This window comes from Staphylococcus sp. GDY8P45P (assembly GCF_017892745.1).
GTDB lineage: Bacteria > Bacillota > Bacilli > Staphylococcales > Staphylococcaceae > Staphylococcus > Staphylococcus cohnii.
Genome location: NZ_JAESLS010000006.1, coordinates 209,033 through 225,422 on the forward strand (window position 1 = coordinate 209,033; position 16,390 = coordinate 225,422).

At 33.4% G+C, this 16,390-nt stretch carries 15 protein-coding genes and 1 riboswitch; of the genes, 10 read left to right on the forward strand and 5 right to left on the reverse strand.

Annotation, left to right across the window (positions count from 1 at the left end; translation table 11 throughout):
* Position 1: 1 nt before the first annotated feature.
* The 3 genes from pstC to KA873_RS05695 form a co-directional block, all read right to left on the reverse strand.
* Positions 2–931, reverse strand: coding sequence for a phosphate ABC transporter permease subunit PstC (pstC, locus tag KA873_RS05685; RefSeq protein WP_210140186.1), 930 nt, complete (start codon positions 929–931; stop codon positions 2–4).
* Positions 932–1,131: 200 nt separating this feature from the next.
* Positions 1,132–2,091: a PstS family phosphate ABC transporter substrate-binding protein gene (locus KA873_RS05690; RefSeq protein WP_107383940.1), complete on the reverse strand. Its 960-nt coding sequence runs from the start codon at positions 2,089–2,091 to the stop codon at positions 1,132–1,134.
* A gap of 327 nt (positions 2,092–2,418) precedes the next feature.
* Complete coding sequence (locus tag KA873_RS05695; RefSeq protein ID WP_107383939.1) at positions 2,419–3,318, reverse strand: CvfB family protein; 900 nt, start codon at positions 3,316–3,318, stop codon at positions 2,419–2,421.
* Between the two features lie 143 nt (positions 3,319–3,461).
* On the opposite strand from KA873_RS05695, the gene KA873_RS05700 reads away from it, so the two are divergent.
* From KA873_RS05700 to lysA, 10 genes are all read left to right on the forward strand, one after another.
* On the forward strand, positions 3,462–5,066 hold the full coding sequence (locus KA873_RS05700; protein ID WP_019468776.1) for an ABC-F family ATP-binding cassette domain-containing protein: 1,605 nt from the start codon (positions 3,462–3,464) through the stop codon (positions 5,064–5,066).
* Positions 5,067–5,879: 813 nt separating this feature from the next.
* Positions 5,880–6,710, forward strand: a complete 831-nt coding sequence (locus KA873_RS05705) for an aldo/keto reductase (protein ID WP_107504828.1) — start codon at positions 5,880–5,882, stop codon at positions 6,708–6,710.
* Positions 6,711–6,880: 170 nt separating this feature from the next.
* A riboswitch (Lysine riboswitch) is annotated at positions 6,881–7,059 on the forward strand.
* Between the two features lie 82 nt (positions 7,060–7,141).
* Entirely contained in the window at positions 7,142–8,350 is a 1,209-nt protein-coding gene (locus KA873_RS05710; RefSeq protein ID WP_107383937.1) for an aspartate kinase, read from the forward strand.
* A 60-nt stretch (positions 8,351–8,410) separates the two neighbouring features.
* A complete protein-coding gene (locus KA873_RS05715; protein WP_107504827.1) occupies positions 8,411–9,400 on the forward strand; it encodes an aspartate-semialdehyde dehydrogenase in 990 nt (329 codons plus the stop codon).
* 1 nt (position 9,401) lies between these two features.
* Entirely contained in the window at positions 9,402–10,289 is an 888-nt protein-coding gene (dapA, locus tag KA873_RS05720; RefSeq protein WP_107504826.1) for a 4-hydroxy-tetrahydrodipicolinate synthase, read from the forward strand.
* Positions 10,286–11,008, forward strand: a complete 723-nt coding sequence (dapB, locus tag KA873_RS05725) for a 4-hydroxy-tetrahydrodipicolinate reductase (protein ID WP_107383934.1) — start codon at positions 10,286–10,288, stop codon at positions 11,006–11,008. The genes dapA and dapB overlap by 4 nt, the downstream gene beginning before the upstream one ends.
* A 22-nt stretch (positions 11,009–11,030) precedes the next feature.
* On the forward strand, positions 11,031–11,750 hold the full coding sequence (gene dapD / locus KA873_RS05730) for a 2,3,4,5-tetrahydropyridine-2,6-dicarboxylate N-acetyltransferase (protein WP_107383933.1): 720 nt from the start codon (positions 11,031–11,033) through the stop codon (positions 11,748–11,750).
* 201 nt (positions 11,751–11,951) lie between these two features.
* On the forward strand, positions 11,952–13,109 hold the full coding sequence (locus tag KA873_RS05735) for an amidohydrolase (RefSeq protein ID WP_107383932.1): 1,158 nt from the start codon (positions 11,952–11,954) through the stop codon (positions 13,107–13,109).
* A complete protein-coding gene (locus KA873_RS05740) occupies positions 13,106–14,179 on the forward strand; it encodes an alanine racemase (RefSeq protein ID WP_107504825.1) in 1,074 nt (357 codons plus the stop codon). The genes KA873_RS05735 and KA873_RS05740 overlap by 4 nt, the downstream gene beginning before the upstream one ends.
* A gap of 3 nt (positions 14,180–14,182) precedes the next feature.
* Positions 14,183–15,448: a diaminopimelate decarboxylase gene (lysA, locus tag KA873_RS05745; protein WP_107383930.1), complete on the forward strand. Its 1,266-nt coding sequence runs from the start codon at positions 14,183–14,185 to the stop codon at positions 15,446–15,448.
* 166 nt (positions 15,449–15,614) lie between these two features.
* Here the strand turns inward: lysA and cspA are convergent, their stop codons facing one another.
* Positions 15,615–15,815: a cold shock protein CspA gene (gene cspA, locus KA873_RS05750; protein ID WP_001831260.1), complete on the reverse strand. Its 201-nt coding sequence runs from the start codon at positions 15,813–15,815 to the stop codon at positions 15,615–15,617.
* Between the two features lie 184 nt (positions 15,816–15,999).
* On the reverse strand, positions 16,000–16,305 hold the full coding sequence (msaA, locus tag KA873_RS05755; RefSeq protein ID WP_064208967.1) for a regulatory protein MsaA: 306 nt from the start codon (positions 16,303–16,305) through the stop codon (positions 16,000–16,002).
* Positions 16,306–16,390 lie beyond the last annotated feature (85 nt).

The window sequence follows — 16,390 nt, forward strand, 5'->3', positions numbered from 1 at the left end:
ATTAATACTCCTCTCTAAAGCGTTTCGTAATCCATTGTGAAATTAAATTCATCACAAGTGTGAATAAGAATAATGTGAAACCAACAGCATAGATACTGTAATAGATATCAGAGCCAAATGTCGCATCTCCTGTTGCCACTTGTACAATATATCCTGTCATAGTTTGGATTGACCCAGTTAAATCTAATGAGGAACTAGGTGTACTACCTGCAGCGAGTGATACGATCATCGTTTCTCCGATTGCACGAGAAATAGCTAATACGATAGACGCCATAATACCTGAAGTAGCGGCTGGTAATATTACTTTTGTTGCAACTTCAAATTTTGTTGCACCTAAACCAAGTGCACCTTCACGTATTTTGTTTGGCACTGATGACATAGCATCTTCACTCATACTTGAAATCAACGGAATAATCATAACGCCTACGACAATACCAGGACTAATTGAGTTAAAGCTGCCTAACTCAGGAAATATTGAACGAAGTACAGGGGTAACAAATGTTAAAGCGAAAAAGCCGAAAACAATTGTTGGTATCCCAGACAATATTTCTAATATAGGTTTTATTATTTTTCTCACTCTTGTAGAAGCATATTCACTTAAATATAAAGCAGCTCCTAAACCAAGAGGAACAGCAACGATTGTTGCAATAGCTGTAATTTTAAGCGTACCTAAAATTAATGCCCAAATACCATATTGTGGTTTTGATGAGAATGGATTCCATTCTTTAGAAAATAAAAACTCAGTTATTGGAACACGTGTAAAAAATGTAATGGTTTCTGTTAATAATGTAACGATAATCCCTACTGTTGCTAAGATTGAGCAAATTGCAATGATTCCCAGAATGATCGGTACAATTTTATCGCTAATGCCTTTTTTCTTGCCGTTATTTTTAGCAATCATTTCACTAACAGAAGTATTCTGATTAGCCATGTAAATACCCTTCTTTCGTATAGACTCCCAATATTTAAAATAAAGTTGGGACTGTTCTTCATCTAGCGTTTAGCAACATAGCGATTTTCACTATATTGTTAAACGCTAGATAAATTGAACTTGGAAGTAGATAGATAAATTTAATAATGCGTTTTGTCTACCTACTTCCTGAATCCCAACTTTAAAAATTGCTATTATGTTTATTTATCTTCTTTTTTGCTGTCTTTTTTGTCGCTATCTTTACCAATGATGTCTTTTAATTTACTTTGTTGTTCTGTGTAATCTTTTTCAGGTAAGGCAACAAATCCTGCTTCTTCAGCTGATTTTCCTTTATCCTTCATGACAAATTTCATGAAGTCTTGGAATCCTTCATTATCTTTTAATTTTTTCTCGTTAGTGTAGATATAAAGTGGTCTGCTTAATGCGTAAGAACCATCTTGGATTGTTTTCTTAGTTGGTTCTGTTAATTGACCATTTTCATCTTTGATTTTAACTTCTTTTAATTTGTCTTTATTTTGTTTATAGAAGTTATAACCAAAGTAACCGACACTGTCTTTGTTTTTCTCTACTGATTGGACTATTGTATTTGTGTCAGCATTTTTCTCTGCTTTGATATCTTTTTTGTCCATAATTTCTTCAGAGAAGAAATCGTAAGTACCGTGTGATTGGTCAGGAGAGAATGCTTTAATTTCTTTATCTGGCCATTTTGAATTAACGTCTTTCCATGTTTTTGCTTTGCCTGAGTAGATTTCTCTTAATTGCTCTTTCGTAAGTTCATCTACAAAGTCATTTTCTTTATTTACTGTAATTGTTACACCATCTTGTGCAACTTTAAATTCATCATATTTAATGCCTTTATCATCTAATTTTTTCTTTTCTTCATCTTTTATAGGTCTAGATGCATTTGAGAAATCAGTGCTGCCTGAAATGAATTTTTCAAATCCACCACCAGTTCCCGATGTACCATTTGATACAGTTACATCTGAATTATCTTTAGCAAATTTTTCATTTAATTTTTCAATGATTGGACCTACAGTAGATGAACCGTCACCTTTAACTTCTCCACTTCCTTTACCAGAATCGCTATTTCCGCCGCCACAAGCTCCTAATAAAAGTGAAGCACCGATTACAGTAGTACCAAATAATTGCCATTTTTTCATTGAAACATCCTCCTAATAAGTGAATAACCCAAAAGTTATATGTATTTCTTACAGTTCCTATACTACACACCTTTTATTAAATACAAATATAGTTAATGTAAATGTTTTGTTAAGTATTTATTGACCTTGTTTACAAAATTCACAATGGTAGGATCTATGGCTTAAACTTTTGAACAAACCTTGATATGACAACATTTGTGAAAAAATGAATATTACAAAAAGCGCATGATTTGTAATATAAAAACAAAAAAATCCTGTCCTACATGTTGATTTATGTAGTACAGGATAAAATTATAAATATTTAAACACTATTTTTTATAGAAAGAACTAGTCTTCAACTCTGCTCCAACCTTTATTAGTTAACGCGATTTTGCCAGTTTCAATTGTTATAATTTTGTTTTTATATAAATGACCAATCGCACGTTTAAATGCGCCTTTACTCATATTAAATACTTCTTTAATAGCTTCAGGATTTGATTTGTCCCAAAACGGCAATTCGCCATCATATTCTACAAGTAAATTAAATATATGTTGACCATCTTCGTCAAGTCTTTCATGTGCAAATGGTAAAAACGAACCGTTGAGTTCCCCTTTTTCATTATGCCCTATAATTCGAACTTCTAGCTTTTCACCTAAGCGAGGTTCCGATTTACGTTCAGACTCATGGACGAATATTTTATGACCATCTTTGGATAGCATGAAGCTTCCGATTCTTAAAACTCTGTATGGTCTTGCTTCGATAACTTTATTCTGTAATGTATCATCGTTTACTGGTGTGTACATTGAATCAACAATTGTTTCAGTTGCTAGACGAGCAAACATGTTGTTTTCGCTATCAATACGTAAAGTAACTAATAATTCATCACCTTGTATTGGCCATACATCTTTTACTTTTGGTAAATCAATCCACGGGATTAAAACTTCCCTTGGAAGACCTACATCAACGTGTGCACCATCTCGATCGGTTTTTAAAACTTTCACAAAATCATATTTGCTAGTTGTAATGTCTGGCATATTTTGTGTAGCAAACAATGCGCCAGATCTATTAGGATAAATGAAAAAGCTATATTCCTCGCCTATGATTAAATTATCTTCTTCATTAACTTCTGATTGATTGAGTTTAACTTCTTCTCCGTTTGGTCCTTGTAACTTGTAAGTAGATCCTTCTAATCCAACAACTTCAAGAAATTCAATGGAACCTACAATATTTTTCTCTTCTTGGGCCATACTGTTCTCCTTCGTACTTAAATTTATTCTTATCTATTATAACATGCCATAAAGAAACAAGCATCAACTCATTGTGAATGGTCGAAACTCCCTCTTAAGTGTGTTATAATTTGTCCGGTAGATTAACGTAAAGGAGCAAATGCATGTTACAAGTTACTGATGTGAGTTTACGATTTGGTGATCGTAAATTATTCGAAGATGTAAATATTAAATTTACAGAAGGAAATTGTTATGGTTTGATTGGAGCTAATGGTGCTGGAAAATCGACATTTTTAAAGATTTTATCTGGCGAGTTGGATGCTCAATCAGGTCATGTATCTATGGGGAAAGACGAACGTTTAGCAATCTTAAAACAGGATCACTTTGCATATGAAGAAGAACGTGTGATTGATGTTGTCATTAAAGGACATGAACGTCTATATGAAGTAATGAAAGAAAAAGATGAAATTTATATGAAACCGGATTTCAGTGATGAAGACGGTATCAGAGCTGCAGAATTAGAAGGTGAATTTGCTGAAATGGACGGCTGGAATGCCGAAGCAGATGCAGGTTCTTTATTATCTGGATTAGGTATATCTGCAGATTTACAAGATAAAAAAATGGCTGAATTAGAAAATAACCAAAAAGTAAAAGTATTATTAGCCCAAAGTTTGTTTGGTAAACCTGATGTACTTCTACTTGATGAACCGACCAATGGTTTAGATATCCCTGCGATAAGCTGGTTAGAAGATTTCTTAATCAATTTTGAAAATACAGTGATTGTGGTATCACATGATAGACACTTTTTAAATAATGTATGTACACATATTGCAGACTTAGATTATGGAAAAATAAAAGTATACGTAGGTAACTATGATTTTTGGTATCAATCAAGTCAATTAGCAATGAAAATGGCACAAGAACAAAACAAGAAAAAAGAAGAAAAGATTAAAGAATTGCAAGATTTCGTTGCTCGTTTCTCTGCAAATGCATCTAAATCTAAACAAGCAACAAGCCGTAAAAAGCAACTAGAAAAAATTGAACTAGACGATATTCAACCTTCTTCACGTCGTTACCCATATGTGAAATTCACGCCAGAACGTGAAATTGGTAATGATTTACTATTTGTTGAAAATGTATCAAAAACAATAGATGGTAATAAAGTGTTAGATAATATTTCATTTACAATGAACCCTAATGATAAAGCAGTTTTAATTGGAGATAGTGAAATTGCGAAAACGACATTACTCAAAATATTAGCTGGTGAAATGACGCCAGACGAAGGAACTGTAAAATGGGGTGTTACGACTTCACGTAGTTACTTCCCTAAAGATAACTCTGAATACTTCGAAGGTGTAAATATGAACCTTGTTGATTGGTTACGTCAATATGCGCCTGAAGATGAACAAACAGAAACATTCTTAAGAGGCTTCTTAGGCCGCATGTTATTTAGTGGTGAAGAAGTTAAGAAAAAAGCGAGTGTTTTATCTGGTGGAGAAAAAGTGCGTTGTATGTTAAGTAAAATGATGTTATCTAGTGCGAATGTTCTATTACTAGATGAACCAACAAACCACTTAGATTTAGAAAGTATTACTGCAGTAAACGATGGTTTGAAAAATTTCAAAGGTTCAATGATTTTCACGTCGTATGACTTTGAATTTATCAACACAATCGCGAACCGAGTAATTGACTTAAATCCTACTGGCGGTTTATCAAAAGAAATATCTTATGAAGCTTATTTACAGGAAACTGGCGTATTAAATAAATAAGACCATTAAAAATATAGAAGTATATTAGTCAACACATAGATTAAAAGTATTGCATATTTCAATGGTAAATTAGATAGCAAATAGCGTTATTAAGCATATATGAAAAATACCATCAATGGATGAAATCATATGTTAAAGCTGAGATATTAATATATAAGCTCAGACTGTCGACAAAGTCTACGACTTTGTTGGCAGTTTTTTTGTGCACGCTTTCCGCGGGCACTGCCTTTGCCTGTAGTCTTCGGCTAGTGCTCTTCCCGCAGGAGTCGGCCCAAATTACTGCCAATATCACACTAAAAACACTATTAATTCAGAGAATATTTTGTCTCAAATCAATGTGACAAACAATCAAAGAAATTGTGAAAAAAGATACTTTTCTCTCCCAAATTGAAAAGTATTGTTGATACTGTAAAGAAACAATATAATTTGCGAAGTCAAACAATTGAGAGAAGATTTGGCGATATAAAAGAACACATGGTATGCGATGAACGAAATATAGTCGCCATGACAAAGTTTCTATGCATACCATGATAATTTGTGTTACCACGAATCTTTAAAAAATGGCAATATGGTTAGTAAAATGGCCAATAATGGTATGAAATACCCCTACTATTTTGAAAAAGCTATATAAATAGACAATAGACAAACCCTTCGCAACTTAATGCAAAGGGTTCGTCTATGTTCTGAAGCTGAGATATTGATTTATCTCAGCTTTTTTTGTTTATAGTCTTCTCCCCTATGAAGACTAAATATTAGGCATAAATGGTTATGCATTATATAATCAAAGACATATATCGTTATGGAGGTATGTAAATGGAACAGTTAAATATGTTAGATGGACAAGTGATTCCTCAAATTGGGTTTGGTACATATAAGTTAAATGGTGCGCATGGTGCACATGCAATTGTGAATGCATTAGAACAAGGTTATCGTTTGTTAGATACAGCTTATAATTATGAGAATGAAGGAACAGTTGGTAAAGCAATCGAGATGAGCAGTGTTTCACGAGATCAAATTATGATTACTTCAAAATTGCCTGGACGTTATCAATCTTACGACGATGCACTGACTGCAATTCAGGAATCAATTTATCGCTTAGGTGTTGAGTATCTTGATTTATATTTAATTCACTGGCCTAATCCTAAACAAGGTAAATATGTTGAAGCTTGGCAAGCAATGATTGCAGCACAAAAAGCGGGCTTAATAAAATCGATTGGTGTGTGTAATTTTTTACCAGAACATATCGAAACACTACAACAAGAAACTGGTGTTCTGCCAGCAGTAAACCAAATTGAATTACACCCGTATTTCAATCAAGAAGCATTAGTTCAATACAACACATCCAAAGAAATTGTTACTCAAGCATGGAGCCCATTAGGTCGTGCTTCTAGTGTTATTGATGATGAAAATCTGGTCGAAATTGCTAAAAAACATAATAAAACAATTCCTCAAGTTATATTAAAATGGCATATTCAAAATGGTGTTGTGCCTATTCCGAAATCTACAACTGTATCAAGACAACTGCAAAATATGGATATTTTTGACTTTTATCTTGATAGTAATGATATTGAGAAAATCAATGCATTAACACGTACAGATGGCAGACGTAAAGACCAAGATCCGGCCACTTATGAAGAATTTTAAATTAATAGTTCATACATTTGGATATTTAAATTTTAATATATATAATTACACTTATTTAGCAAAACGTTAATAAAACGGTTTGATTTTTCAGTAAATTTAAAAAACTTTGTAAAAGCGGTTTACAGTACATATAAGCATATGTATAATATGATTCATAAACAAAATTAAATAAGTTTTGATGAGGCGCATCAATCATTAGTAAATTTTAGAAGAACCTGTCTGCTAGCAGCTAATTTTGAAAGGGTGAGATGCCGAAACAGTTATAATAGCAGCTTATAACAAGTTGGACTTTATGGTTAAGAGCTAAGAGTCTGTCATTATTTTAAAATAATGGAGTGCATCACTTGTATATAAATTATAGAACAGGTTCGCATTCCGGACTTGTTCTTTTTTTATATCACTGTGATTCTCCCCTATCAAATGAGGAGGATATGGAATTGGAAAGAAGTGTTTTGAAATTTGGAGGTTCTTCCGTAAGTGATTTTACTAAAATTAAAAATATAGCAGGCATGTTAAAAACAAGAGTTGATGAAGGCGAACAACTTATCGTTGTCGTTAGTGCAATGGGAAAAACAACAGATGAGCTTATGGCTAATGTTTCAACGCTTACTACGACACCTAAAGATCAAGAATTAGCCTTGCTATTAACAACCGGTGAACAACAGACCGTTTCCTATTTGTCGATGGTATTAAATGATATCGGTGTAAACGCAAAAGCGATGACTGGATATCAAGCAGGAATTAAAACGGTTGGGCATCATTTGAAAAGTAAAATTGCTGAAATCAATCCTAGTACATTTGAACAAGCTTTTGAAAACAATGATGTACTAGTGATAGCAGGGTTTCAAGGTATTAATGATGAATTAGAAATAACTACCTTAGGTCGTGGCGGCTCAGACACGACTGCTGTAGCTTTAGCTGCAAGTAATCAAACAACTTGTGAGATATATACTGATGTAGATGGTGTATATGCGACAGATCCAAGGGTTTACAAAGATGCGAAACGATTAGCATATGTATCTTATGAGGAAATGATGGAGATGAGTGCTTTAGGTGCAGGTGTACTTGAAACTAGAAGTGTGGAGTTAGCAAATAATTATAACATCCCACTGTATTTAGGAAGAACTTTATCAAATGTGAAAGGAACATGGATTATGTCACAAGCAGAATTATTAGAAAAAAAAGCAGTTACTGGTGTAGCATTAGATACACACATGTTACACGTTACAATTAGTTATCCCCTACCGGACAATAGATTATTGACGGATTTATTCAATCATTTAGAAGAAGGATCAGTCAATGTGGATATGATTTCTCAAATTATTAATTTGGAAGGGTTGCAAATGTCTTTTACGATAAAAGATACAGATGCTGTTCAAATAACAAACATCTTAGATGTGTTAAAAGAAAGATTTAATGCATTAGACTTCAAGATTAACGAAGGATACGTTAAACTTTCATTAATTGGTTCTGGTATGCGAGATATGTCTGGTGTTGCTTCAAAAGCATTTATTACATTGATTGAAAATGATATTGCTTTTTATCAAACCACCACATCAGAAATTAGTATTTCATGTGTAATAGATTCCGAAAATGGTGAACGTGCAGTTCATGCTTTATATCAAACTTTTGATATCTGAATTTTCTAAATATAATTAATTTTTAAAAACTTATAAAAATGAAAATGGAGTGTATATTCTATGACAAAATTAGCAATAGCAGGCGCAACTGGTTTAGTAGGAAGAAAAATGTTAGAAACATTAGATCGTAAAAATGTACCGTTTGATGAATTAGTATTGTTTTCTTCAGCACGTTCAGCAGGAGAAGAAATTGAATTCCAAGGCAGAACGTATACTGTTAAAGAATTAACTGAAGAGGCTGCAAGTGAACATTATGATTATGTTTTAATGAGTGCCGGTGGAAGTACAAGTGCCCACTTCTCCCCTATTTTTGAACAAGCTGGTGCCATTGTTATTGATAATTCTAGTCAATGGAGAATGGCAGATGACATTGATTTAATTGTACCTGAAGTTAATGAACCTGTTTTAAACAGAAAGATTATCGCTAATCCAAATTGCTCTACTATTCAATCAGTTGTACCTTTAAAAGTATTACAAGAAGCATTTGGCCTAGAGCGTGTAGCTTATACAACATATCAAGCAGTTTCAGGTTCTGGTATAAAAGGTAGACAAGACTTATCTGAAGGTGCGAATGGTAAAGACCCGGAAGCATACCCTCACCCTATCTATAATAATGTGTTGCCACATATTGATAGTTTTTTAGAAAATGGGTATACAAAAGAAGAACAAAAAATGATTGATGAGACTAGAAAAATTTTAAAAGATGATAATTTAAAAGTAACAGCAACTTGTGTACGTGTACCTGTTCAAGATAGTCACAGTGTACATATGAGCGTTACGCTTGAAAGTGAAAGTTCAGTTCAAGCGATTCAGCAACTCTTTGACAATGATCAACGCGTTGTACTTATTGATAATCCAGAACAAAATGAATATCCATTGGCGGTTAACGCTACTGGCAAAGATGAAATTTTTGTTGGTAGAATTCGTCGAGATGATTCATTAGATAATACTTTCCATGTTTGGTGTACTTCAGACAATTTACTAAAAGGTGCGGCTTTAAATGCAGTACAAGTTCTAGAACAAGTAATGAGTTTGAAAGGAGTAAAATAAAATGGGACATATTTTTGAAGGTGTAGGTGTTGCTCTAACAACACCGTTTACACACAATGAAGTTGATTTAAATGCGCTTAGAAGACATGTAAAATATTTATTAGAAAATAATGCGAAATGTATTGTGGTTAATGGTACAACAGCCGAAAATCCTACTTTAACAGATGAAGAAAAAGATCAAGTGTTGGAGACAGTTGTTAATTATGTAGATGGTAAAGTGCCAGTTATCGCTGGAACGGGTACAAATAATACTCAAAAATCTATCCAATCTTCAGTACGTGCGAGAGAAATTGGTGCAGATGGTATTATGTTGATTACGCCCTACTATAATAAAACAAATCAACGTGGATTGATTGAACATTTTACAACTATAGCTAACGCAGTAAAATTACCTGTCATTTTGTATAATGTACCTTCACGTACGAACATGACTATTAATCCAGAAACAGTTGAAACATTAAGTGATAATGAATATATTGTAGCGATAAAAGATGCTACTAATGATTTTGAATATATGGATGAATTGAAAAAACGATTAGATTTAAATAACTTTGCTTTGTACAGCGGTAATGATGATAATGTGGTTGATTATTTTGAAAAAGGTGGTCACGGTGTCATTTCTGTTGCAGCAAATGTAATTCCTAATGCGTTCCAGTCTTTATTCGAAGCAAAACAAAGTGGAAAAGATATCAATTCACAATTTCAACCAATTCAAACACTATTAGATGCATTAGCTGTTGATGTCAATCCTATTCCAATCAAAGCATTAACAGCGGTTGAAGGGTTTGGTAATTATGAAGTACGCCTCCCATTAGTGAAGCTTCAAGATGCAGAACGTCAAACGTTAGAGCAAGCATACGAACAATTTAAAGCAGGTGACAATACATGAAGATTGTTTTAATAGGCTATGGAGCCATGAATCAACGGGTAGCAAGATTAGCTGAAGAAAAAGGACATCAAATTGAAGGTGTGATTGTACCTAATTCCTCAAAATCATATCCTTATCCAACGTACCAAAGTATTTCAGACGTTAAAGATGCTGATGTCGCAATTGATTTTTCAAATCCAGAGTTATTGTTGCCTTTGTTAGACGATGAATTTAATTTGCCATTAGTTATCGCAACAACTGGAGAAAAAGAAAAAATTATTGCAAAATTAAAAGAATTAAGTAGTGAAATGCCAGTATTTTTCAGTGCAAATATGAGTTATGGGGTTCACGCATTAACTAAAATTTTGGAAGCTGCTGTTCCCCTACTTCAAGATTTTGACATTGAACTTACAGAAGCACATCATAATAAAAAAGTGGACGCGCCTAGTGGTACATTAGTAAAACTTTATGATGTAATTGAGTCTTTACGTGAAAAGACAACACCAGTTTACGACAGACATGAAATAAATGAAAAGCGTTCCCAAGATGAAATTGGTATTCACTCAATACGTGGTGGTACGATTGTTGGGGAACATGATGTTTTATTTGCAGGTACTGATGAAACAATAGAAATCACCCACCGCGCTCAATCAAAAGATATTTTTGCTAATGGAGCGATTGGTGCAGCAGAAAAATTAATTAATAAATCAAATGAATTTTATACATTTGATAATTTATAACTTTTAAGGAGCGAATTAAATTATGGTACAACATTTAACGGCAGAAGAAATTATTCAATATATAAGTGATGCAAAGAAATCTACACCACTTAAAGTTTATGTGAATGGTCAGTTTGACAAAGTAACGTTCCCTGACAGCTTTAAAGTGTTTGGTGGTTCTGATTCTAAAGTAATCTTTTGTGAAGCGGATGATTGGAAGCAATTTTATGAAAATAATCAATCAGTGATTGATGAATTAGAAGTTGAGATGGACCGTCGTAATTCAGCAATTCCATTAAAAGACTTAACCAATACTAATGCACGTATTGAACCTGGTGCATTTATTCGTGAACAAGCTACTATTGAAGATGGCGCAGTAATTATGATGGGTGCTACTATCAACATCGGTGCTGTAGTTGGTGAAGGAACAATGGTAGACATGAACGCAACACTTGGCGGTCGTGCTACTACGGGCAAAAACGTCCATGTTGGAGCTGGTGCAGTATTAGCTGGTGTAATTGAACCGCCTAGTGCATCACCAGTGGTCATTGAAGATGACGTACTCATTGGTGCAAATGCAGTGATTCTTGAAGGTGTTCGTGTTGGTGAAGGTTCTATTGTTGCAGCTGGTGCAATCGTTACGCAAGATGTCCCTGCTGGATCTGTAGTTGCTGGAACACCAGCAAAAGTAATTAAGCAAACAAGTGAAGTTGAAGATTCAAAAAGAGAAATCGTTTCAGCACTAAGAAAATTAAATGATTAATTAATAAAAACTGAAATTTTAATATTTATAGGAGGTTTTAGACGACATAACATGCAATCATTGATAAATACATTTATTTTAATGTATATATCAATATGCAACTATGCAAGTCGTCTAACCTCCTTTTTATACATAAATCTTCTTAATTGAGCATTAATTTATACCTATACATATTATAATAACTAAAAGGATTTGATTTTAATGAATGAGTTAGAATTTGTTACAACCCATAGACGTCACTTACATCAACATCCAGAATTAAGCCTCCATGAATTTGAAACCACTAAATATATTGCAGCATTTTTAGATGATCTTAATATCGAATATCATCGGCCACTGGAAACGGGTTTGATTGCCTATCTTCCTGGTAATGGTAATCATACGATTGCTTATCGCGCGGATATAGATGCCTTACCTATTTATGAAGAGAATGACATCCCGTATCGTAGTAAAACTGATAATGTTATGCACGCATGTGGGCATGATGGACATACAACTGCATTAATGCTATTTGTTAAACGATGTAAATCTATGGCAGATCAAGGTACACTACCTCAAAATATTGTATTTATTTTTCAGCCAGCTGAAGAAACTGGAGGTGGCGCAAATCGTTTAATCCGTGCAGGCGCTTTTGATAAATACCCTATCGAAGCTATATTTGGTATTCACGTAATGCCTTTTGAAGATGAAGGTCGAGTTGTGATTCGTGACGAGGAAATTACAGCAAGTGCCACAGAATATCGTTTTTATTTAACTGGTCTATCAAGTCATGTTGCGGACAAAGAGCAAGGACATTCTGCTGGAGAAGCGCTACAGCATGTTTTAAGTCAAGTTGGTCAGATACAACAATTCCATTTAAATGGGTTAAAGAGAAATATTGTACATATGGGTCATTTTGAAGCTGGAGAAGCCATAAATACAGTTCCTAGCAATGGTTATTTAGAAGGTACAATTAGAACTTATGATGTCTATGATTTGGAAACTGTTAAACAGCAAATGAACAAAATTGCTGAAAGTGTAAAATTATTGTTTGATGTTGATTGTGAAGTGAAGTTTGAAGAAGGCTATCCGCCAACATATAATTCACCTGAATTACGTAAACATGTTGAAAATGGTCTAAACATTGCCAACTTAACAATAGTAGACAAGCCCACACCGTATTTATTTGGCGAAGATTTTAGCTTTTATAGTCAACTTGCACCTAGTTATTTTATTTTTGTCGGTGTACGAGACGAGTCAAATGGTTTTGTAACAGGGTTGCATACTGCCCATTTAAATTTTAATGAACATATGTTAATTAAAATTGTAGATTATTATGAAGCAATTTTAAAATCCTACAGTGAGGTGGAAACACAATGACAGCAATATGGTCTGTGGATGCTCAACGATTTTATAATAATGCGCTTAAAGTAATCCAAAATAATCAAATTATGGCAGTAGTTAAAAATAATGCTTATCATTACGGATTGGAATTTGCTGTACAGCAATTTTTAAAAGCAGGTATCAATACCTTTAGTACGACTTCCTTAAGAGAAGCAGTTCGCATTAGACAATTAGCCCCTAATGCAACAATTTTTTTAATGAATGCGGTGTATGAATTTGATAAAGTACGAGATTATCAGATTCAAATGACCCTCCCCTCATTAAACTTCTATTATGAACATATTGAAGATTTACAAGGTATTCAAGTGCATTTAGAATTTGAAAATTTACTTCACCGTTCAGGTTTGAAAAATATTGATGAAATAAGAGAAGTGATACATCATCATATGAAAAATGCAAATAAAAATAAAATGCATATCGCTGGTTTATGGACCCACTTTGGATATGCTGATGAATTTGATGTATCTGAATATAACGTAGAGCGTAAGGCTTGGTTAGATATTGTTAGCACATTAATAGACGAAGGTTATCACTTTGATATGATACATGCACAAAACAGTGCAAGCTATTATAGAGAAAACGGTGTGCTTGAAAACCATACACATGCGCGAGTCGGTATTGCGCTTTATGGCTCTAGACCTTATCAAACAATTGATGTAAATGCGATTGAACAATCATTGACTGTAAAAGGTAATGTCATCCAAATTCGTGAAGTAAAAGAAGGAGATTATTGTGGCTATAGTTTTGCATTTGAAGCTAAACATGATCATACAAAATTAGCAGTAGTTGATATTGGCTATGGAGATGGTATTCTTAAGTCAAGAGCAAAACATGAGGCACTTATCAATGGCAAGCGTTACCCTATTCGTGCGTTGATGATGAGTCATATGTTTGTTGAAGTTGATCATAACGTGCATGCACAAGACGAAGTAATATTATATAATAATGATATTCGTGTTGATGAGTTTACATTTAAAGGTGTTGGCGCGAATTCTGAACAATTAAGTGCAATGAATCATGACTCACTAATAAAGGAGTATAGATAAATTATGGTAGTAGAATATAATGATCGTGGCGAGTTAACAATGGGAGGTACAAGTCTTAAAACAATAGCACAAAGTTTCGGTACCCCTACGATTGTTTATGACGAAGATCAAATCAGAACACAAATGCAACGATTTCACTCTGCTTTTCAGAAAAGTGGATTGAACTATAACATTTCATATGCTTCTAAAGCATTTACCTGTCTACAAATGGTGAAATTAGTACAAGAAGAAGGTCTTGAACTTGATGTAGTATCTGAAGGAGAACTGTATACAGCATTGGAGGCAGGTTTTGATCCACAGCATATACATTTTCATGGTAACAACAAGACAAAACATGAGATACAGTATGCATTAGAAAGTCAAGTTGGTTACATCGTTATTGATGCTTTAGAAGAAATAGAACTCATCGATAAGTATGCGAGTGAAACGGTTAATGTCGTATTACGTTTAAACCCTGGTGTAGAAGCACATACTCATGAATTTATTCAAACTGGTCAGGAAGATAGTAAATTTGGTCTGTCAATTAAACATGGGTTGGCAATACAAGCAGTTGAAAAAGTAAAAAACACTAAGCATTTAAAATTAAAAGGCGTTCACTTTCATGTAGGATCACAAATTGAAGGCACAGAAGCAATGATTGAAACTGCAAAAATAGTAATTCAATGGTTAAAAGAAAATGCTATAAATGTTGAGCTGATTAACTTGGGTGGTGGCTTCAGTATTAAATATGTTGAGGGTGATGTTAGTTTCCCTATCGAAACAGGTATTACTGAAATCACTGATGCAATTAAACAATTTTCAACTGAATTCGACTACCCTCTTCCTGAAATTGGAATAGAGCCTGGGAGATCCATTGTTGGAGAAGCTGGTATAACATTATATGAAGTTGGCACAATCAAAGAGATTCCCAATGTTAACAAATATGTATCGGTAGATGGTGGTATGAGTGATCATATCCGTACTGCGTTATATGACGCACAGTATGAAGCATTGTTAGTTAATAGAAATGAGCCTAAAGATGAAACTGTAACAATTGCTGGTAAACTTTGTGAGTCTGGAGATATTATAATTAAAGATGCTAAGTTACCTAGTACAGTTAAGCGTGGTGACTATCTAGCAGTATTATCAACTGGTGCCTATCATTATTCCATGGCTTCTAATTATAACCAAATGCAAAAACCATCAGTATTCTTTTTAAAAGATAGTAAAGCGAGAGAAGTTATAAAACGACAATCATTGCGACAATTAATAATAAATGATACAAAATAACTTGTTAGTATTATAAAGAACCAAACATATTTAAAAGCTCTTTTTAAAGTACTCGATTTACGAGTATTCACTTTAAAAAGAGCTTTTTAAGTTACAATTTATTAATTTGTATATTAAAAAAGAACCTTTAACAAGGTTCTTTTTATAGTCAATATTGCAATCTATATTATAGTTTTACAACGTTCGCAGCTTGAGGACCGCGGTCGCCTTCAACTACTTCAAATTCAACTGATTGACCTTCTTCTAATGATTTGTAACCTTCTTGGTTAATCGCTGAGAAGTGTACGAATACATCGTTTTCTCCTTCTACTTCGATAAAACCAAATCCTTTTTCAGCGTTAAACCATTTTACTGTACCTTGTTTCATAAATGTGAAACCTCCAAGACTAATATTCATTCAATATGCATTATTCGCATATTACAAAAAATACAATTTCACAGTGTAAATCTGTCTTACAATATTCTTTGCAATATGGAATAAAACAATTGCTTGACTCATATTATAAGCCATAATAGCTGAAAATGCAATGCAATTATGAAAAAACAATTTATTAAACAATCGGTAATTTATAATAAACTTCATTATTATTTAAAACAATATAACTATAAAAAATCTGTAAATCTTCATCACAATCTTCACAAAATCCTAATTCACAATTATTATAAAATGCATGAATATTGTATTTACCAACTAGGAAATTATCATAATGCCTTTTACTATTTTCAATGATTGATTGATAGTAATTTAGCATTTTCTCATAGTTTTCAAAATGATATTGTTCTACGATATGATCAGTCCAGTCACTAAATAACCACCAGCCTTCATAATCAGCTCGAATTTTTGCAACTGTCCACATGTAAATTACACCCTTTCACTTTCAACTTCATATTTTAACTTCGTCAAATACATTTTTCGTTCATTATCAACATTATATTAAGTTT

Excerpts from the sequence above, each read along its gene's own strand:
- dapA (WP_107504826.1), top strand. The coding sequence starts at position 9,402 with ATGGGACATATTTTTGAAGGTGTAGGTGTTGCTCTAACAACACCGTTT.
- KA873_RS05705 (WP_107504828.1), top strand. The coding sequence starts at position 5,880 with ATGGAACAGTTAAATATGTTAGATGGACAAGTGATTCCTCAAATTGGG.
- KA873_RS05700 (WP_019468776.1), top strand. The coding sequence starts at position 3,462 with ATGTTACAAGTTACTGATGTGAGTTTACGATTTGGTGATCGTAAATTA.
- dapB (WP_107383934.1), top strand. The coding sequence starts at position 10,286 with ATGAAGATTGTTTTAATAGGCTATGGAGCCATGAATCAACGGGTAGCA.
- lysA (WP_107383930.1), top strand. The coding sequence starts at position 14,183 with ATGGTAGTAGAATATAATGATCGTGGCGAGTTAACAATGGGAGGTACA.
- KA873_RS05710 (WP_107383937.1), top strand. The coding sequence starts at position 7,142 with ATGGAATTGGAAAGAAGTGTTTTGAAATTTGGAGGTTCTTCCGTAAGT.
- KA873_RS05740 (WP_107504825.1), top strand. The coding sequence starts at position 13,106 with ATGACAGCAATATGGTCTGTGGATGCTCAACGATTTTATAATAATGCG.
- KA873_RS05715 (WP_107504827.1), top strand. The coding sequence starts at position 8,411 with ATGACAAAATTAGCAATAGCAGGCGCAACTGGTTTAGTAGGAAGAAAA.
- pstC (WP_210140186.1), bottom strand. The coding sequence starts at position 931 with ATGGCTAATCAGAATACTTCTGTTAGTGAAATGATTGCTAAAAATAAC.
- msaA (WP_064208967.1), bottom strand. The coding sequence starts at position 16,305 with ATGTGGACAGTTGCAAAAATTCGAGCTGATTATGAAGGCTGGTGGTTA.
- KA873_RS05695 (WP_107383939.1), bottom strand. The coding sequence starts at position 3,318 with ATGGCCCAAGAAGAGAAAAATATTGTAGGTTCCATTGAATTTCTTGAA.
- KA873_RS05690 (WP_107383940.1), bottom strand. The coding sequence starts at position 2,091 with ATGAAAAAATGGCAATTATTTGGTACTACTGTAATCGGTGCTTCACTT.
- dapD (WP_107383933.1), top strand. The coding sequence starts at position 11,031 with ATGGTACAACATTTAACGGCAGAAGAAATTATTCAATATATAAGTGAT.
- KA873_RS05735 (WP_107383932.1), top strand. The coding sequence starts at position 11,952 with ATGAATGAGTTAGAATTTGTTACAACCCATAGACGTCACTTACATCAA.
- cspA (WP_001831260.1), bottom strand. The coding sequence starts at position 15,815 with ATGAAACAAGGTACAGTAAAATGGTTTAACGCTGAAAAAGGATTTGGT.